The sequence below is a fragment of the Vibrio phycocola genome, assembly GCF_053850235.1.
In genome coordinates this window covers 107,353-125,002 of record NZ_JBSQDJ010000002.1, presented here as the reverse complement: position 1 = coordinate 125,002, position 17,650 = coordinate 107,353, and the positions used below count along the sequence as shown (strand labels likewise).

Sequence of the window (17,650 nt, the reverse complement as noted above, 5' to 3'; positions counted from 1 at the left end):
TGTGGCTAAGGTAACGATAACATCTAATTTTTTCAATCATTTTTTTTAATAAAAGGCAATAGTATTGCTATTTTTACATACAAATTGAAATGTACAAAAAATTTTACACCCTAGCTAAACGTTTGCGTCACATAAAAGTCACCATATTGCTATTTAACATTTGATCAGACTGAAATATTACCGTTAGTATCTATACATTATTCCTATATATGGCCTAAAGCACAGCATGAATACTCAAGTAGAGAAATGGTTAGAACGCGATCCGGATAAAACCACTCGAGAGGAACTGAAGTCTCTGATCAATCAAGAACGTTGGTCTGAAATAGAAAAACGTTTTTCGAGTCGCCTCCAGTTTGGTACCGCAGGGCTCCGTGGTGAAGTCGGTGCGGGACCAAATAGAATGAACCGTTTAGTCATCCAAGAAACCGCTCTGGGACTTGGAACATATTTACTCGAATCAACACCAAATGCGGCTGAGCAAGGCATTATTATCGGATATGACGGACGTTTATTGTCAAAGCAATTCGCTTATGACACCGCATCAGTCATGCTCGCATTAGGGATTAAAGTATACCTAAGTCACAAAGTATCTCCGACACCAACCATCGCTTTTGGTATCACTCATCTTAATACGGCCGCAGGCGTCGTTGTAACTGCAAGCCATAATCCGCCACAAGATAATGGATTTAAAGTTTATTGGGACAATGGTGCTCAAATCATCTCACCTCATGATAGTGGAATCGCAAAAGCAATTGATTTAGCGTCTGTTGCCCCTATACCACTCTCAGATTTAGCCCAAGCGGAAAGTAACGGACAATTAGTCTGGCTCGATGATCAATTCTTCACAGATTATCAAGTGATGGTCTTAAGTGATTCATCCCACAAAAACCGAACCACTGCATTTAAAGCCGCTTATACCCCAATGCATGGTGTAGGCGCGGATATCGCTGAACAGCTCATTCAAGACCAAGGGTTATGTGAGCTTCATACTGTTGCGAGTCAGCGCGAGCCCGATGGTCATTTTCCGACAGTGAACTTCCCGAACCCAGAAGAGCCGGGAGCTATGGATCTCGTCATCGAGTTGGCCAACCAAATTGATGCCGAATTTGCCATCGCCAATGACCCAGATGCTGATCGCTTCGCCATAGCTGTAAGAACACCGACGAATGACTTTAAAATGCTCACCGGTGATCAGGTCGGTGTATTATTAGCAAATCATCTGCTCTCGAAAAGCCAAGCTAATGTTTGGGTCGGTAACACCATCGTTTCATCTCGCTTGCTCGAAAAAGTCGCGACGAGTTATGGCGCAAGTTACTATCAAACGCTAACCGGTTTTAAATGGTTGGCAAATATCGCAATGAATAAACGCAGCGACTCCAAACCATTCCTGTTTGCTTATGAAGAAGCGCTAGGGTACGCCGCAGGAGAAAAAGTGTGGGATAAAGATGGATTAAGCGCGTTAGTGATATTTATCGAGCTGATCGATAAGCTAAAGTCACAAAATATGACGATCTGGGATCAACTTGCTGCACTCTATCAACAACATGGCTTGCATACGACCGTACAAAAAAGCCTCCGTCTTGCAGCAGGCTCACCTTCGGTTGGAGAACGATTACGCCAACAACCACCAAATACCATTGCACAGCAAAACGTCACCGCGATACTGGATTACAAGACCAGCCAAGTGACATACCAAGATGGCACTACGAGTACTATCGACCTACCCCAAAGTGATGTATTGGTGTATATATTAGAAGATCAAACTCGTATCATTGTCCGCCCTTCTGGTACTGAGCCAAAACTCAAATGCTATTACGAACAGATCACAAGCTACAACACAGAAAACGATTTCTGGATTGAAGAACAGCAGGCCCAAACTCAGTTAGCGTCGTTAATCGATCAACATCAAGCCTCGATACAAGCACTGTTGAATTAACTGAATTTATTGTGCGACCCACTCAATTTCAAGTAGAGTGCGGTCGCCTGATTTTAAACGTGCAAGGAATATATCGCCCGATTGAACCACACCAACCCCTTGAGGCGTTCCTGTCATCACTACATCACCGTCATATAAGCTGGTATAGCTTTGAATTTCGTCCAATATGGCATTCGGAGAATAAATCATCTGATCGACCGAACCACACTGCACTCGCACACAATTGATAAGTAACTCTAAATTTAGCGATGCAATATCAATACTATCGAGTGAAACAAAGCGACTTAGTACCGCAGAGTTATCAAATGCTTTCGCGCGTTCCCAAGGTAACCCCTTATCTTTTAACGACGATTGCAACTTTCTCTTGGTCAAATCTAAACCAATACCGACTCCGCAATAGGCGCCGTTCTTAACCAAGAAACAGATCTCAGTTTCATAGTGAAGTTGCTCTTGATGAAATGAATGCAGCTTATGAGAAATAGCACTATTTGTTTTGTGAAACAGCACCATACTTTCGGGAACAGCATTGTTCAACTCTCGAATATGTTCCATATAGTTACGCCCAACACACACTACTTTGTTCGGCTGATAGGTCGTTCCATCGAGTTGAACACTTTTTAATTTCACATCCATGTTGCCATTAATCCTATTATTTAGTGTCGTTTAGGTTGCTGATACGTTCGCCCTGCTGCGGAATAGATGTCTTTTCGTTTCATATCGAAATAGGACTCAAAAAACCAAGATATAAAGACGATAGAATCATCATCTTCATTCATTACGTGCTCTACGTACTCAGTCTCGACACCTTCATCATTGAGTTCGGTCGTAACATGATAAATACGTTTTTCACCATCCACATCGGCGATTGAAAACTGTCCAGCTAACGAGTTGGCGACTTCGACAATGTCTAACTCATCGACTTGCTGCAAATACGCCAAAACCAAAGGTAAGCTTTTCATTTGATTTGCATCTTTGATTAAAGCTGAGAATGCTTGTTGATTCATAGTATACCTAATAATAAAAAAGGCGTGATGATCACGCCTTTTGATGATTAATTATATTCTTGTAGTGGCACAGGGCCCTCGTTAGCAGCGACTTCCAGAGCTTGATTATTCATAAGAAGATCTAGCTCATCTCGATGAGCAACAAACTCAGGCATCTCTTTTTTAGAAATCGATGTTGCCATTGGTATATCTGCTTTCATTGCATTCACTGCACGACCTTTAACAAGTAACTCGAAATGCAAATGAGGACCTGTTACTCGCCCTGACTTTCCTGATAAACCAATTTTTTCGCCCTTAAATATTTTTTGCCCTTTCGATACATAAATGCGACTTAAATGAAGATACCGAGTGGTGTATGTATTGTCGTGCTTAATCACGACGTAGTTGCCTGCATACGGATGTTTACGTACCGCTTCAACTCGCCCATCACCAATAGAAACAATCGGAATACCAACGGGGGTACCGAAATCGGTGCCATTATGTGGAGAAACACGACCAGTCACTGGATGACGCCGTTTCGGATTAAAACCAGAAGTGATGCGCCAACGTTTACTCATTGGGTATCGCTGAAACGCTTTTTGTAAACTTTGGCCATCCTTATCATAATACTGGCCATCGCTATGCAAATACGCACCAACCTCTTGACCGCGTGTGATAATTTTTATCGCCTTAAGTTCAGACTTCCCGGAACGTACGCCATCAATATATTGTTTGGACTGAACAATTTCAAAGCGATCGCCCTTGTGAATATCACGGCTGAAATTGAGCTTATCCTTAAATAAAGACACAATTCGTTCAACTTCTATGCTATTAATTCCAACTCGGTTCGCAGATTGAGAAAAAGAGCCATAGATTTCGCCTGCTCGAGCGTTGGTGTCCCATGTTCCTGGAAGTGAAATACTATTGGCAGTATAGGATTCATCAAGGTTTCGGCTATAAATTACCTTGTCAGCCAAATTCAGCTGAATCGCCATTTCATGAACGACGCCAGCTTCACCTTTCCAAAAGGTCAGATTGTCTCCTGGCTTTAAAGTATCTAACGCTAATATGGTGAGATCCGCTTCCATGATTTGCATTAAATCAGAGTAATTAAACCCTAGACGACTGAATATTTCACTTAAACTATCGCCTTTCTGAATTTGATACTCAAAACTTGGAGGCGCTAAGTCTTCAGCCTCTTGGGCTAACTTTTCGTCAATAACATTCTGTACGATTTGATTTTCTGAGAGAGAGAGAACAAGCTCTTTACGTGCAGATGAGTCGGTTGCGATAGGGCTATGTATCGCGACAGCAGCTAATATTGGTAAACCAAATAATGCTACTTTTTGAACTTTTGTGAGAACAGAAAAGCGTGCTGAAATCGCTTTAGTCACTGTTCTAACTCCTATTTAAATAAAATTACACTAAATCATAGTTCTTAATGTTAAAAAAGTCATCTATCACCATGTAAATAAACGTAAAAAGGCACTTGAGTAAGTGCCTTTTTGCATATCTAAATGTGACTCTCTAGCTACGCATATGTCGTCACTAAGCTATTGTCTTCACCTAGGCCATTAGAAATATAGTTATCCGCATTTGGATCGTTCATCCATTGCTGATCATCTAATAAATAGCGGAATTGAAACTCACCATTTTTTGGCAGGCGAACTTTAAATTTATATACTGGACGCTTGGCCATTTTCTTCATCGGCTCAGGTTTCCACTCTAAAAAGTCGGCGACAATTGAAACCTTTGAAGCCGCATCCTGCACTTCCAATTCAAATGTTACTTCAACTTCATCCTTGGTCTTAAAAAAACGTTTGTTAATCATAATCCGCTCCCTTGTGCTGCAACATTCATCAACTAGAAATCATCATAAGCAATATGACACACATACACAACTCTCATTTTGAACAAAAAACTGATATTTATTTGTATCAAACCTAACTTGATGAGGATAAATGATAACTTACTCTTCGTTAGGCTCAGGTTTTTTCTTCTTAGGAATAAACACCGAGTCACCCACTGGCACATTTTTGTAGAAACTCTTATCGGTTTGTTTTGTTGATCGTTTCTTCTTCGTAGTCGAAGAATGTTTTGCTTTATTCGTAGGCTTAGTATTTTTTCGTACCGCTGAAGGTGGCTTCAGTCCTTTAAATTTGCCTTTAAGACCTTCCAATTCAGAAAAAACAATCGTTTGTTGTAAATAAGCTTCAATATTCTTAAAACTATTCCAATCTTTAGGCCCGACAAGCGACATAGCATCACCATGATTTCCAGCACGTCCGGTACGCCCAACTCTATGGACATACTCTTCAGTGTGCTTTGGCATATCAAAGTTAATAACATGAGTGACATTTAAGATATCTAAGCCACGAGAAGCAATATCTGTCGTCACCAGAATCTTGAATACTCCACGCTCAAACTGACTCATGATTGTGTTACGTTTGGTTTGAATCAACTCTCCACTCAATGCTACCGCTTTTAAATTCTTTTCGTTTAGTTTTTCAGTTAAACGTTCGGTATCACTTCGAGTGGCCGTAAACACAATAAGTTGACGGTATTCTTCTTGTTCCAACAATTTATCCAAGATGGCTTCTTTATGGTCCAAGTGATCACAAAGAAAAAACTGTTGTGTGATGTCTTTATGTTGCTCGTTTTCTGAGCCCACTGAAATACTTTTGGGATCGTTCAACATTTGATTCGCAATATGGTTTACCGAAGTATGTCCAATGGTTGCTGAGAACATAAGTGTTTGACGGCGGCGATGTTTCGCTGCACGATGGATTTTCATTAATTCTTTTTCAAAGCCCAGATCCAACATTCGGTCCGCTTCATCCAAAATTAATGTTTCAACGCCATCCAAAAATAGAGAGCGATGTTCTAAATGATCGGCGAGTCTTCCTGGAGTTGCGACAATAAAGCGAGGGAAACGTCGTAAAGCATTCACTTGATCATTGAAATTCTCTCCACCAACAATCAATGAGGCGGTATAAGTTAGCCCCCCCATCATGGTTCGAAGCTCACCATACACTTGTTTTGCTAATTCACGAGTTGGGGCAAGAATAACTGCTCGGGGATCTCGAGCTGAAAGAGCTTTGGTTTTCAGTGCTTTATGTAGCATGGGTAATACAAATGCTAACGTTTTGCCAGATCCCGTTTTAGAGGACGCCAAAATATCTTTTCCCACCATAGCAACAGGAATCGAAAGCTGTTGAATCTCCGTCACCTGCTTAAATGCGAGGTGATTCAAATTCTTCAGTAAACGGTTATCTAGACCTAACTCTTTAAACTGCAAAGGATACTCCAACGTTAGCAATTATATTCAATAAACAACGCGACATAATAACGTAAACAGGTAGGGGTTGAATAGAAAAAGCGTGAATGAATGGATATAGAAAGAGCTTTAAGTAATGAACAGAACGGTCATTATTTGACTTAAAGTCATATATAGAACCTGGTTTTTCATAATATTTGTTTTTTGATGACTTCTTATTCATAATAATGGTGATACAATGTGCAACTAGATAAAGTTGCTCATGTGTTGCTTTCAAAGAATATGTGCAACATTTATTATGTATAGTCTATTTTTTATTATTATAAATCCATCAAGGAGTTCAGTATGAACAAGGTTTTACTTGCAGCAGCATCGTCCGTTATTATTCTTACTGGCTGTGCATCAGAACCAGCTGAAGTTGATACTTCATCATCACTTGCAGAGCTAAGCAATCAAGTTACACAACTAAGCGACCAAGTTTCTGCACTTTCTAGCCAACAGAGCACTCTTTCTTCTCAAGTAGCAGCATCTGAAGAAGCAGCAAACCGTGCTAACGAGCGTATCGACAACATCGCACAATCTTACACTAAGTAATTTAGTGTCATGAATTTAAAAAAGGGGTTAGCATTTGCTAACCCCTTTTTGTTTACTATTGTTTCTCTTCTTATTCAGCAACCTGCAACGGTAGACCACTTTGATTACTGATCGCAGCAATTGCTTTGCTGTCAGAATGTTCAAATTCTTGCAACCACCATGTTAACTCTTGTGGTACCGTGAGTTCTTTCTTTACACCGTCACTACGAGTCAAGGGTTCATGAACTTCCATCAGTACACTGTGATCGGGTTCAAGTGAAACTTTAATCGGTTCATTAATGATTCTTACTTTTTCGCCTTTTGCAACTTTCCCATACAACCACTCGATATCAGCAGGGTTCATACGTATACAACCCGAGCTTACGCGAAGCCCAATGCCGAAATCTTTATTGGTTCCGTGAATTAAATACTCTCCGTAACCGTAGCCTAAACGCAGTGCAAACAAACCAAGCGGGTTATCTTTCCCCGCAGGGACAACAGCGGGCAATGTTATGCCCTTTTTTAAATACTCATTACGAATGTTTTGAGTCGGTGTCCAAGTCGGGTTTGCACGTTTTTGTACAATCTTGGTTTCCATTTCTGGAGTATCGCGTCCAATACGTCCGATGCCTACCGGGAAAACATGCACAACCCCTTTACTGGGTTCGTAGTAATAAAGTCGCAGCTCGGCCAAATTAACAATAATGCCTTCATGAGGATACGACGGCAAAATCAACGACGTAGGTATCGTCAATACGTGCCCTGGATCGGGTAAAAAAGGATCAACACCTTTATTCGCCGCCATAAGCGCAAGCAAGCCAATATTATAGTCATCAGAAATTTTAGCTAATGTTTCCCCTTTCTGAACCTCATGATACTGAATATTCCCAACAAGGTTACTGCCCGGAGCGGGCAAAGAAAACGTATTAGCTAAGGTCAAATGACTCATTAGTAACATTAAAAGCACTATACAACATCGCATTAGTTTAACTTTCCTTCGCATTTTTTCGCTTCTTTATAGATCATTAGAGTCGTCTCTCTCTCTATTTTATGATCAACTATAGGAGAAGGATAAGATAAGGAGCTTGCATTCGTCCAGTACCAAGGCTGATGAATCACATTATCCGGAACATTTTTTAACTCAGGAACCCAAAAACGAACATATTCCCCTTGTTTATCGAACTTTTCACCTTGGGAAACTGGGTTAAAAATTCTAAAATATGGCTGAGCATCACATCCAGTCGATGCTGACCACTGCCAACCACCATTGTTTGCGGCATAATCCCCATCAATTAACTTCGACATAAAGTACGCTTCGCCTTCTCGCCAAGAAATATGCAAATCCTTGGTTAGAAAACTGGCGGTCACCATTCTAAGGCGATTAGGCATCCACCCATCGGCATTTAGTTGCCGCATTGCCGCATCGACAATTGGAAAACCGGTTTTTCCACTTTTCCACCGTGCCAGCCATTCATCGTTCACATTCCAAGTAAGTCCATCTGCCCACTGGTGAAAATTGCTTCCTTTCGATATGTCCGGGCGGAAAAATAGCAAATGTTGATAGAATTCTCGCCAAATCAATTCGTTCATCCATGCTTCTGCGCCGTCGCTAAGCACTCCATTGTTAGACTCCAGATACAGACGAGCAACGCATTGTCTTGGTGATAATATCCCTAACGCTAAATAGGGAGATAACTGACTACCGCCATTGGCACTTGGATAATCTCTTAGGATATTATAATCGTTCACATACGACCGACAAAATTGGCGAAGGCGTGCTTTCACGTCGGAGTGACTCACAGGCCAAGCATCGCTCGGCTGTCTAGGGTAGTGAAAAGGAGATGTGGAACTATCAAATAATAACTTATCAAACTTTTCTAATGACTTATCGACGTTGAGAGGCCTCATCTTTTTAATGTGAGGGTGAAAGAACGCTTTTTTCCACGCATTTTTAAATGGCGTATAAACCTTATACGGCAGCCCTTGTTGATTTAATATCGAACCGGGGGCTTGGATACATTTATCATCGAATTGAACCACATTGATATGGTAACGTTCAGCAAGCTCACTTAACTCCTGATCTCGCCGGATCTCATTAACTTCGTATTCTTTGTTTATTGAAATCGAAGAAATTGAATATCGCTTAGCAAACGTCACTAGATATCTAACACTGTCAGAAAAGTCGTCCACTTCCTCATAGACCAATGGAATGTTGAGTTGTGCTAGCTCTTTTTGTAACGCTGCTAAACGCCGGAATATTAAATCAGCTTGTATCGGTGCCAAATGATGCGCCGCCCATTGCTTAGGCGTTGCAAGATATATCGCAACGACAGGCTCACCATTCTCCACTGCATTAAGCAACGCCTTATTATCTTCAACTCGTAAATCTCGACGAAACCAGATTAATCGCACAATCAAGAACCAGATTGATCAAATTGAGATATCGTGCCTGCAGCCGTCACCAAAATTGGAGAATCGCTCAGTTTTTCTAAATAACGCCGTTGCATTTCTGTCAGTGTTTTATTGGAAAAAATTTCCATTGCCTTAAAATTGCTTAAGCCATCATGCTCGACCAACCCCGACAAGTCGTCCACACCATCGAGTAAAGTTATATGAAAACCCTGCTCTGCTTTGCTCATCGCCCAAAGCCACGCGTAGATGCTCCCGACCGGCTCAAGACTAATACACAACATCTTCCCCTTATTACTCGCTTTATTTTGAGATTCAATCACCGCGGATAAGCGAGTAATCAGAGTTGATTGAAAAAGACCTCTCTGAAGTGTTCGTAGCGGGGCTTTGACGCATGCCAAAGATTCCAATATAGGATCAATGAACTGGGACTCGACAATATTAAGTGGGTACTCCTTTAATGTCATTGCAATTATCGCTTCTGTTCTTCCTCGGTTAAGCGTGGCTAAGGCGTGAGACATGTCTTCGCAAGATTCCAGCTTCAAAGAGCGCTCGTCACCAAGTACAACTTCTTCTTCATTCAGCTCTAACAATGATACAACTCGTCCTATAGACACTCCTTTGGCCAACCAGCGCTGAATCTCATTGACTTTATCGACATCCTGCTGCGAATAAAGGCGATGCCCTTTATCAGTCCGCTGTGGCTGGATCAAATTATATCGTCGTTGCCATGCTCTTAATGTGACAGGTTTTACTCCTGTCAATTCAGAGACTTCTCGAATTGCGTATACCGCTTCTAGTTTAGAGTCCATAACGTAATCGTAACTCCTGAGGATATGGATTTAAATAATGTTGCTGCTCTAAATACTCATCTGGATGAGTAGATAAGTAATGCTTAATTAAGGTTAATGGTGCTAATAAAGGTAATAAACCCAATCGATATTCTTCAATAAGCCGGGAAAGTTCCGCCTTATGTTCTTTACTCAAACTGTTTTTAAAATAGCCTTGTAAATGCATTAGCGTATTAGTGTTGTTTTTCCGAGATGCGCGTACTGTAAGTGCCTGCATGAAACGAAGACGATAATTCTCAAAAAAGTCATCAATGGAATAGTGTTTTATATTGGCGACTAACTTGCCTAATTCCCGGTAAGAAGCTGGATGATGTGCCATCAATGTCAACTTATAACGACTGTGGAATGCCACTATTTTTCCAGGAGAAGGATTATCCCCAACGGATTGCTGAAGATCATGTAATGCATAAATACGAGATATAAAGTTTTCTTTTAAAATCGCATCATTGAGCCGGCCATCTTCTTCAATCGGTAGCCAAGGCATTTGCGCTTGAAGCTGTTGGGTAAATAAACCGACTCCATTCTTATCTGCGCGATTGTCTTGGTATACTTTGACTCGTTCCATTCCGCACGTTGGTGATTTAGCACAAACCACATAACCACACAGAGGTTGCTGTTTCAATTCACCCACTTTACGCGAACTGAACTCTACTAATTTATCAGTATGATCATTCTCCACAGCCTTGGTTTCAACTAAACGGATACTATCATCAATATTTACAAGCCTAATGGTTGGGCGAGGAACAGGTAGGCCAGCACCAATCTCAGGGCAAATGGGGATAAATTCGCAATAATCAGCAAGTTCATTCGACACAAATTGATTATTCTTATGCCCACCATCAAAACGCACATTTTGCCCGAGAACACATGAACTTACACCAATTAATAGCTTGTTTTCCATCGTATGCTCTCCTCAAATGAATCTAGTTAACTTCTGTATATTGTTGTACATAAATTTTAATTGTACAAGATTTAAGATTCTAAATTTCTACTAAAGCGGAGTAAAACGGCAAAATATTCTATTTAAGAAAGGGTTTCCTCTTACTTGGTCAAAAGATTGACTAAATCGTTTTACTCATCGAAAACAGAAAATTAAGATATAAATCATTTAAATTCAAACGCTTAATGTAATTATTATATTTGAGAATTAATTTATCGAAAATGGCCATTTTTGGCATGATGAATGCTTATATTCCGGTAGTGACAACTATCATTTATTGTCGATGTAGTTCGTGCAAGATGGCTTTAAGGAAATTTGAATTTGGATAAGAGCCTTTATCTACTTGAAATTGAAATTGATCAGCTAAAGCGACGATTGGAATCGGATCCTCTTGAGGTTCAAATTCAAGCGGAGCAATGTTTAGCTCGCTCAAAACAAATTCATTACCCACAAGGTACAATTACGTGCTTGATGATTTTGTCTCGCTGTTCATGGCACCTCAATAAATATCGTGTGGGCTTGCGGTATGCCCGTGAAGCGCTAACAGCACAAAGTCGCCTTGATAATGATGATTTATTACCCGAAATACTCCACTTACATGCCTTACATTACTGGAGTGAAGGTAAATACTACACCTCACAACAATATTGGATTCATGCTCTAGAACAATCTGCTTTGGAAGAACAAGTTGAAATAGAAATTGAGAGTTTACTTGGCTTAGGCAATATCTGGAGAGCAAACCACGAATACCAACTAGCGTGTTCGACTCACGCGCTAGCCGTTAAAGTTGCCAATAGCGTCCGACTTGCTTCTTTTGAGGCTCGTTCTCGTATTTTATGGGCTAGAGATCACTATTTACTTAATAACTTCGCAGAAATGCTCAGTGTTCTTGATGGTGCAATGGAGTTATTAGACGAACGCAAAGATGCACAGTGGTGTGCTGAAGCATGGGACTTTAGAGCACTTGCGCTCATTGGGCTAGAACGCTTAGAAGACGCAGAAAAAGCAGCGCAGACAGCACACGATATTGCCACTGCCAATAACCTCACCCGGGTTCGCTCCCATTCTTACATCTCACGCGCACGCTTAGAGTTATTACGAGAAAATATCGACGAAGCGGCTCACTTACTTGAAGCGGCTGAAAAATATGCTGATAGCGCGAACGATGGCGAATTACTATCGCAAATCTACTACCAACAATCACTCGTTGCAGAACAGAAAAACCAATATAAAGATACCTTTTATTCATTTAAGAAGTATCGCAACCTCTCGATTCAACTCTTAAAGGATCAAACCGCTCGAGAAAGCCGAGATAAAGCTCATACCTCGAAGCGTCAACTCGAGCAACGTGCTCGTAAACTCATTAACCGAGTACGTACTCAATACGAATATGACCCGGAGAAATTGCTTTCGAACGTCGTATCAGAAACCTACTGGTGGGAACAACTTGTCTTATTTAAAACCCAATTAAAAAGTACCAACCATACGGTTATCATTATTCACCATTTCGATTCTCGCTATCTCGATATTTGTACTGAAATCACGCATTCACTCTGTACACAACACGACTTAGTTTCCAGACTGAGCGGTGAATATCTCGGATTGCTCCTAGACGATAAAGGTGAGGCTGCAATAAATATTCATGCGATCCTGCAGCAAATGATTTCTATTTATCCTTGGAAACGGCATGGATTGGATCCTCAACTACCATCTGTGATCATTGAAGACATTCTCAGTTTCCCATTTACATTGGATCAATTGGAACAAAACATGTTAAAGGATGAGACAAATGGATGAGTTACTGAGTAAAGTTAAAGAAGCTGGACTCGATCCTTCATCAGTACGAGGTGAAGATGCCATTATTTTTTGGAGTCATATCCAATCTCATATTGCCACCTCCACTCTAGAACAAGCTCAATGTTACATCATCAGTGCAGAATATCGCGCTGAGCTAAAACAATTTCGCACCAGTAGTGAAGACCTAAACTCTGCGCTAGCATTGTTGCAAATACCCAACGATGCCGAGCTTATCCTGTCGATTCGAGAAAGTTTAAGTTATCGATTAATTGAAATGGGTGAATACAGTGCAGCCCTTGACCAATATGTATTGATGTCAAACATTGCGGTTGAAAATAGCTGTATTGATGAGTATGTCATCGCCATACTTGGTATGGCCAATCTATGTGATATTTATGGCGATTCTGCAAACGCATTACGCTACTACCAGAAAGTAGACAGTATCGATCATGCAATTTCTACTCGCTCTCTTCGGTTACGATTTAAAATAGGCATGTTGTCGTGCTTAATTTCCCTTGGACGCTTAACCGCCGCTCGTGAATTAATTTTAGAATGTGAAGAGCTCAGTATATTGGTGAGTGATAAATCATTAGCTGGTTTAATACTTCTCATGCAAGCTAGGTTAGAGTTGAGTTTGGATAATATCGATGAAGCACTAAAAATCATCGCACATGTTCCATATACAACTGGATGTAATTACCAGTCGTCACTCGCCTGCTTAATAAAAATCGAACTGGCATTTTGTTTGGCACGAACAGGAAAAGCACATATCGGTGAAATGCTGTTGGTTAATCAGGCAAAAAAAGTCCAACGACTTTTCCAACCAGACCTATCTAAAAGGCTGTATCAGGCACTGAGCCATATCTATGAAAAAATGGGTCGCTATAAAGAAGCGCTGCACTATGAAAAATTAGCGTTCAGAATTGAAACCGACCTAATGCGCAAAATTCCAATTGGGGATCTTGGTGCAGGACAACTGCGTCGCCTCACTCGATTTGAGCTCCAATTAAAACTAATACTATCTGAAATAGAAAATAGAGAACTAAAAGAAACTACAGAAAATCAACAGGTCACTGTGGCTCAGTTACAACAAGATGTATTTACCGATCCACTAACTAAGCTACATAATCGCCGTTGGCTTGAAACCAAACTGAAAGATCTATTACTGCATGAAACGCCGTTTGCTTTCTTAGTCGTCGATATCGACCACTTTAAGTCAATTAACGACGAGCTCAGTCACTTAGTCGGTGATAAAGCGATCGTCAACGTCTCGGCTGAACTCGCGAGTTATTTTAAATTTAAAGATGCTTCATGTGTGCGATTCGGTGGCGAAGAATTCCTCGTTATCTTAGAAAATACACCACTTGAAAGAGCAGCAATGCATGCCGAAAACTACCGTGAGCGGATTTACCAATTCCCATGGACTGACATTTTAGGCGAACGTGGGTTAACGGTGAGTGTTGGTGTGACGCTACACAGAGAAGGCGAAAACACACAAAGAACGTTCTATCGAGCTGACAAAGCTTTATATCGTGCTAAAGCAAATGGCCGAAATCAGATTTGTACCGAATAGGCCATTTCATCAACTCGCTCGTTGGCGCTTCAACAAAACGTACCTATTAATACTCGTTTATTTAACTCTAAGAATTCGCGTTTCATTATTCATATCAGGTAAGCGTGGAATATTAAACGACAACAACAAGGAAATGCCCGCCATTCCAGCGCCAAGGTAGAATACTGCTGCTGGAGAGTATAACCAAACAACACCAAACGCCGCTGGAATAACAACCGCTGCAATATGGTTGATAGTAAAAGAAACACCAGCTGTAGAGGCCATATCGGCTGGGTCAGCTATTTTCTGAAAGTAGGTCTTCACCGCCAAAGCCAGTGCAAAGAAAAGATGGTCGATCACATATAATGCCGCAGCATGTTGGCTATCTTTCACCAAGGCATAACCAACAAAAACAAAAATCAGCCCAACATACTCAATGATCAATGCTTTTTGTTCACCAATAATACCGATAATGCGGCCAATTCGCTTTGCAAATAAAAAGTTAAACATATAGTTGATTAAAAACAGTAGCGTAATGTCGGCAGCAGAATAGCCAAACTTTTCAACCATTAAAAATCCAGCAAAAACGGTGAAAATTTGTCGACGGGCACCACTCATAAAGGTTAACGCATAAAATAACCAATATCGTTTTCGAATCACTAATCGCTTATTTTGCGGTATTTTAGCTGCAAATTCTGGAAACGCAAAAGCGAGAAATGCGACCAACAATAATGCTATTCCACCCATTACGACATAAATCGTTTTATAGGAAAGTTCAAGCTCCTCAATCATGACCCACATACACCCGTAAGTAATAAGAGATGCAAATGCACCAACAGAAATGAGTTTCCCCAACGTTTCTGGCGCTTCATCTTTAGATAGCCATTGCAATGCTAACGATTGTTTAATCGCTTCAAAATAGTGAAATCCGGTAGACATCAACAAAGTAGTAAATATAAGGCCATAAAAACTCGGGAAAAAACCCGTTAATGCAGTTCCTAACGTGAGCATCACGAGCGCTAGAACTAAAAGCCTTTGCTCTCTGATAAAAAGCAGTAAAAAGACGGCAGTAAATGATAAAAAGCCTGGGATCTCTCGGATGCTCTGTAGGATTCCCATATCTGAACCATTAAAACTCGCACGTTCAATGGCGAAATTATTCAGCAGAGCCATCCAACTCGAAAACGCAATCGGCACAATGATCGAAATAACCATGAGGAAGTTTATTGGGTTACGCCAATTATCAGTGTTGGAACGAGTCATAATTTCTCCTTAAATTCAGAACGCAATAATACGTATCATTTATCACAAAGAGAAATAGTTATTTTCCCAGAAGAAAACAAAACTTAAGAAATAGTCAAACTCTCCATATTTAGGCCAACGTAATATCGATAATGATGGATACTGCACAAAATAAAATTCGATACAAAAATAATCAATGCTAATATCAAAGTAATTAACGAGTTAAGTAATAGGACAATATATGACGTCTACAGACGAGCAGAAAACCGTTAAGGCTCAGTCGAAAAAGAAAGTACTCACTACCTTAAATAGTACCGATGCTCTTGCGTTAATTGAGCATGGTAGTGACGTGACATTAAACATGAACACGCCTGTTGGAACCAAATTCGTCTGTCATTCTCATCTTATCGGAATTCATCCTGATAATTTTATATTGACTGAAATTCCACAAATATCAAAACAAGATCTCGGATATTACTTTCAAGAAGGGTTTTGGAGTAATATTCGAGCCATATCTCCCCGCGGAGAAGGGGCAATTATCGTGTTTAAGAGCCAATTACAACATATTATTCAATCCCCAATACCAATGGCTCTTTTTTCTATTCCTAATACAATGCAAGTCACTCAGTTACGTCGTGAGCCTAGATTCGAAGTGAACCTTTCAGGTAAAGCCATTTCAGACAAATATAAGTTAGATTGTGATATTCGTGATATCTCTCGTAATGGTTGCCGTTTTCTAACCTCCCCACTTGGCCAAATATATGAGGTCGGTGACACAGTCGGCATTCATTTAAAAATAAAGAGTGACTTCAACCTAGCCATAGATGATCTAATCGGCACCGTATGTAACACTCAACGTTCAACACATTATGCAAGTTACGGCATACAGTTCTCAGAAGTAGGCATGAAAAATGCGGAAGTATTGCTGAGTAATCTCAAGTTTACGGGGACAAAACTTACTTTCAATCCCCAGAAAAAACACTAGGCTCATGTCTCTTTACCAGATGGACAGACAAATAGCATGTCACTTGAAAGGTGTGGTAAATGAAAAAATTTGGTTATACTGACAGTTCAATAACCTTATAAAATAAAGAATAACATGAACTATATAGCAACGTTTTTTAAAGGCATGGCAATGGGAGCGGCGGATGTTGTCCCTGGCGTATCGGGCGGAACAATCGCATTTATCACAGGAATTTACGATACCTTACTCGAGAGCATTCGACGCATTAACCCCTCACTGGTCACCCTGCTTCGCCAATCTGGCGTTAAAGCAGCTTTTCAACATATCAACGGCTTCTTTTTAATCGCATTATTTGGTGGCATTTTTACGAGTATATTAACACTCGCAAAGCTCATATCTTGGCTGCTCACCACTCACCCAGTGCCATTATGGTCGTTCTTCTTTGGCTTGATTTTAGTCTCTGTCTATCATATTGGTAAGCAAATTGAATCTTTCTCACTTACTCGCATCCTTGGTTTTTTAGCAGGATTAGGCTTTGCTTACACGATTACGGTATTACAACCTATGTCGATGAGCCCAACCTCATTCAATTTTATGATTGCAGGTAGTATCGCAATTTGCGCGATGATTCTACCGGGGATTTCAGGCAGTTTTATTTTGCTTTTACTTGGAATGTATCAACCTGTGCTCAACGCAGTTAAACTGTTCCAGTTTTCTCCACTAGTTCTATTTATGTCTGGTTGCGTTATTGGGTTACTCTCTTTCTCACACCTACTATCATGGCTGCTAAAACATGCTCGTGATGTAACTTTAATTACACTAACTGGCTTAATGGTTGGAACACTGCCGAAAATTTGGCCATGGAAAGAAACCATTACATGGCGCACGAATTCTCATGGTGAACAAGTGCCACTCATACAAAATAACCTAACTCCTAGTGCTTACGAGGCTATAACAAGCCAACCCTCTCAGTTATCGTTAGCATTAATTTTAATGGTCATGGCCATCGGGTTCGTTTTACTACTCGAGAAATTTGGTAACAAATAACTTATTGATTTATAGATATTTATATAATGATAAGCATAATTTGAATTACTCCACAAAAATGCTGTTCCCCGTCACTCCA

The 17,650-nt window shown here is 40.5% G+C and carries 16 protein-coding genes; 6 read left to right on the top strand and 10 right to left on the bottom strand.

The window, feature by feature from the left end:
- Positions 1 to 226 precede the first annotated feature (226 nt).
- Positions 227 to 1,936, top strand: coding sequence for a phospho-sugar mutase (locus ACWU4D_RS03870; protein WP_456050078.1), 1,710 nt, complete (start codon positions 227 to 229; stop codon positions 1,934 to 1,936).
- 6 nt (positions 1,937 to 1,942) lie between these two features.
- Here ACWU4D_RS03870 and ACWU4D_RS03865 read toward each other — a convergent pair whose 3' ends face one another.
- The 5 genes from ACWU4D_RS03865 to ACWU4D_RS03845 form a co-directional block, all read right to left on the bottom strand.
- Positions 1,943 to 2,569, bottom strand: coding sequence for a fumarylacetoacetate hydrolase family protein (locus ACWU4D_RS03865; protein WP_456050077.1), 627 nt, complete (start codon positions 2,567 to 2,569; stop codon positions 1,943 to 1,945).
- A gap of 20 nt (positions 2,570 to 2,589) precedes the next feature.
- Complete coding sequence (locus ACWU4D_RS03860) at positions 2,590 to 2,940, bottom strand: hypothetical protein (protein WP_456050076.1); 351 nt, start codon at positions 2,938 to 2,940, stop codon at positions 2,590 to 2,592.
- Between the two features lie 47 nt (positions 2,941 to 2,987).
- Positions 2,988 to 4,313 (bottom strand): peptidoglycan DD-metalloendopeptidase family protein, encoded by a 1,326-nt coding sequence (locus tag ACWU4D_RS03855; protein ID WP_456050075.1) that lies wholly within the window; start codon positions 4,311 to 4,313, stop codon positions 2,988 to 2,990.
- A 137-nt stretch (positions 4,314 to 4,450) separates the two neighbouring features.
- On the bottom strand, positions 4,451 to 4,750 hold the full coding sequence (locus ACWU4D_RS03850) for an isoamylase early set domain-containing protein (RefSeq protein ID WP_456050074.1): 300 nt from the start codon (positions 4,748 to 4,750) through the stop codon (positions 4,451 to 4,453).
- A gap of 138 nt (positions 4,751 to 4,888) precedes the next feature.
- Positions 4,889 to 6,229 (bottom strand): DEAD/DEAH box helicase, encoded by a 1,341-nt coding sequence (locus ACWU4D_RS03845; protein ID WP_456050535.1) that lies wholly within the window; start codon positions 6,227 to 6,229, stop codon positions 4,889 to 4,891.
- A 312-nt stretch (positions 6,230 to 6,541) separates the two neighbouring features.
- Here ACWU4D_RS03845 and ACWU4D_RS03840 point away from each other — a divergent pair, with 312 nt between their 5' ends.
- Positions 6,542 to 6,790 carry an LPP leucine zipper domain-containing protein gene (locus ACWU4D_RS03840; protein ID WP_456050073.1) on the top strand — a complete coding sequence of 83 codons (249 nt, stop codon included), beginning with the start codon at positions 6,542 to 6,544 and terminating at the stop codon, positions 6,788 to 6,790.
- A 70-nt stretch (positions 6,791 to 6,860) separates the two neighbouring features.
- Here ACWU4D_RS03840 and ACWU4D_RS03835 read toward each other — a convergent pair whose 3' ends face one another.
- Genes ACWU4D_RS03835 through ACWU4D_RS03820 form a run of 4 tightly spaced genes read right to left on the bottom strand, consistent with a single transcriptional unit; the run spans position 6,861 to position 10,930 of the window.
- Complete coding sequence (locus ACWU4D_RS03835) at positions 6,861 to 7,772, bottom strand: L,D-transpeptidase family protein (protein ID WP_456050072.1); 912 nt, start codon at positions 7,770 to 7,772, stop codon at positions 6,861 to 6,863.
- Complete coding sequence (gene phrB, locus ACWU4D_RS03830) at positions 7,751 to 9,181, bottom strand: deoxyribodipyrimidine photo-lyase (RefSeq protein ID WP_456050071.1); 1,431 nt, start codon at positions 9,179 to 9,181, stop codon at positions 7,751 to 7,753. Before phrB ends, ACWU4D_RS03835 begins: the two co-directional genes overlap by 22 nt.
- Before the next feature lie 2 nt (positions 9,182 to 9,183).
- Positions 9,184 to 9,990, bottom strand: a complete 807-nt coding sequence (locus tag ACWU4D_RS03825) for a MerR family transcriptional regulator (protein ID WP_456050070.1) — start codon at positions 9,988 to 9,990, stop codon at positions 9,184 to 9,186.
- Positions 9,980 to 10,930, bottom strand: a complete 951-nt coding sequence (locus ACWU4D_RS03820; protein ID WP_456050069.1) for a YbgA family protein — start codon at positions 10,928 to 10,930, stop codon at positions 9,980 to 9,982. The genes ACWU4D_RS03825 and ACWU4D_RS03820 overlap by 11 nt, the downstream gene beginning before the upstream one ends.
- A 360-nt stretch (positions 10,931 to 11,290) precedes the next feature.
- Here ACWU4D_RS03820 and ACWU4D_RS03815 point away from each other — a divergent pair, with 360 nt between their 5' ends.
- Both ACWU4D_RS03815 and ACWU4D_RS03810 read left to right on the top strand, forming a co-directional pair.
- The gene (locus ACWU4D_RS03815) at positions 11,291 to 12,766 is read left to right on the top strand and encodes a hypothetical protein (protein ID WP_456050068.1); all 1,476 of its coding nucleotides are present in this window, start codon (positions 11,291 to 11,293) and stop codon (positions 12,764 to 12,766) included.
- Positions 12,759 to 14,339, top strand: coding sequence for a diguanylate cyclase (locus tag ACWU4D_RS03810; protein WP_456050067.1), 1,581 nt, complete (start codon positions 12,759 to 12,761; stop codon positions 14,337 to 14,339). The genes ACWU4D_RS03815 and ACWU4D_RS03810 overlap by 8 nt, the downstream gene beginning before the upstream one ends.
- Positions 14,340 to 14,396: 57 nt before the next feature.
- On the opposite strand, the gene ACWU4D_RS03805 is transcribed toward ACWU4D_RS03810, so the two are convergent.
- On the bottom strand, positions 14,397 to 15,581 hold the full coding sequence (locus ACWU4D_RS03805) for an MFS transporter (protein WP_456050066.1): 1,185 nt from the start codon (positions 15,579 to 15,581) through the stop codon (positions 14,397 to 14,399).
- A 220-nt stretch (positions 15,582 to 15,801) separates the two neighbouring features.
- Between ACWU4D_RS03805 and ACWU4D_RS03800 the strand changes: the two genes are divergently transcribed.
- Together ACWU4D_RS03800 and ACWU4D_RS03795 are read left to right on the top strand one after the other, a co-directional pair.
- Entirely contained in the window at positions 15,802 to 16,545 is a 744-nt protein-coding gene (locus ACWU4D_RS03800; protein WP_456050065.1) for a PilZ domain-containing protein, read from the top strand.
- 114 nt (positions 16,546 to 16,659) lie between these two features.
- The gene (locus tag ACWU4D_RS03795) at positions 16,660 to 17,571 is read left to right on the top strand and encodes a DUF368 domain-containing protein (RefSeq protein ID WP_456050064.1); all 912 of its coding nucleotides are present in this window, start codon (positions 16,660 to 16,662) and stop codon (positions 17,569 to 17,571) included.
- Positions 17,572 to 17,650 lie beyond the last annotated feature (79 nt).

Bases quoted from the DNA above. Each gene is read 5' to 3' on its own strand.
- ACWU4D_RS03870 (WP_456050078.1), top strand. From the start codon at position 227: ATGAATACTCAAGTAGAGAAATGGTTAGAACGCGATCCGGATAAAACC.
- ACWU4D_RS03865 (WP_456050077.1), bottom strand. From the start codon at position 2,569: ATGGATGTGAAATTAAAAAGTGTTCAACTCGATGGAACGACCTATCAG.
- ACWU4D_RS03860 (WP_456050076.1), bottom strand. From the start codon at position 2,940: ATGAATCAACAAGCATTCTCAGCTTTAATCAAAGATGCAAATCAAATG.
- ACWU4D_RS03850 (WP_456050074.1), bottom strand. From the start codon at position 4,750: ATGATTAACAAACGTTTTTTTAAGACCAAGGATGAAGTTGAAGTAACA.
- ACWU4D_RS03840 (WP_456050073.1), top strand. From the start codon at position 6,542: ATGAACAAGGTTTTACTTGCAGCAGCATCGTCCGTTATTATTCTTACT.
- ACWU4D_RS03835 (WP_456050072.1), bottom strand. From the start codon at position 7,772: ATGCGAAGGAAAGTTAAACTAATGCGATGTTGTATAGTGCTTTTAATG.
- ACWU4D_RS03825 (WP_456050070.1), bottom strand. From the start codon at position 9,990: ATGGACTCTAAACTAGAAGCGGTATACGCAATTCGAGAAGTCTCTGAA.
- ACWU4D_RS03820 (WP_456050069.1), bottom strand. From the start codon at position 10,930: ATGGAAAACAAGCTATTAATTGGTGTAAGTTCATGTGTTCTCGGGCAA.
- ACWU4D_RS03810 (WP_456050067.1), top strand. From the start codon at position 12,759: ATGGATGAGTTACTGAGTAAAGTTAAAGAAGCTGGACTCGATCCTTCA.
- ACWU4D_RS03805 (WP_456050066.1), bottom strand. From the start codon at position 15,581: ATGACTCGTTCCAACACTGATAATTGGCGTAACCCAATAAACTTCCTC.
- ACWU4D_RS03800 (WP_456050065.1), top strand. From the start codon at position 15,802: ATGACGTCTACAGACGAGCAGAAAACCGTTAAGGCTCAGTCGAAAAAG.
- ACWU4D_RS03795 (WP_456050064.1), top strand. From the start codon at position 16,660: ATGAACTATATAGCAACGTTTTTTAAAGGCATGGCAATGGGAGCGGCG.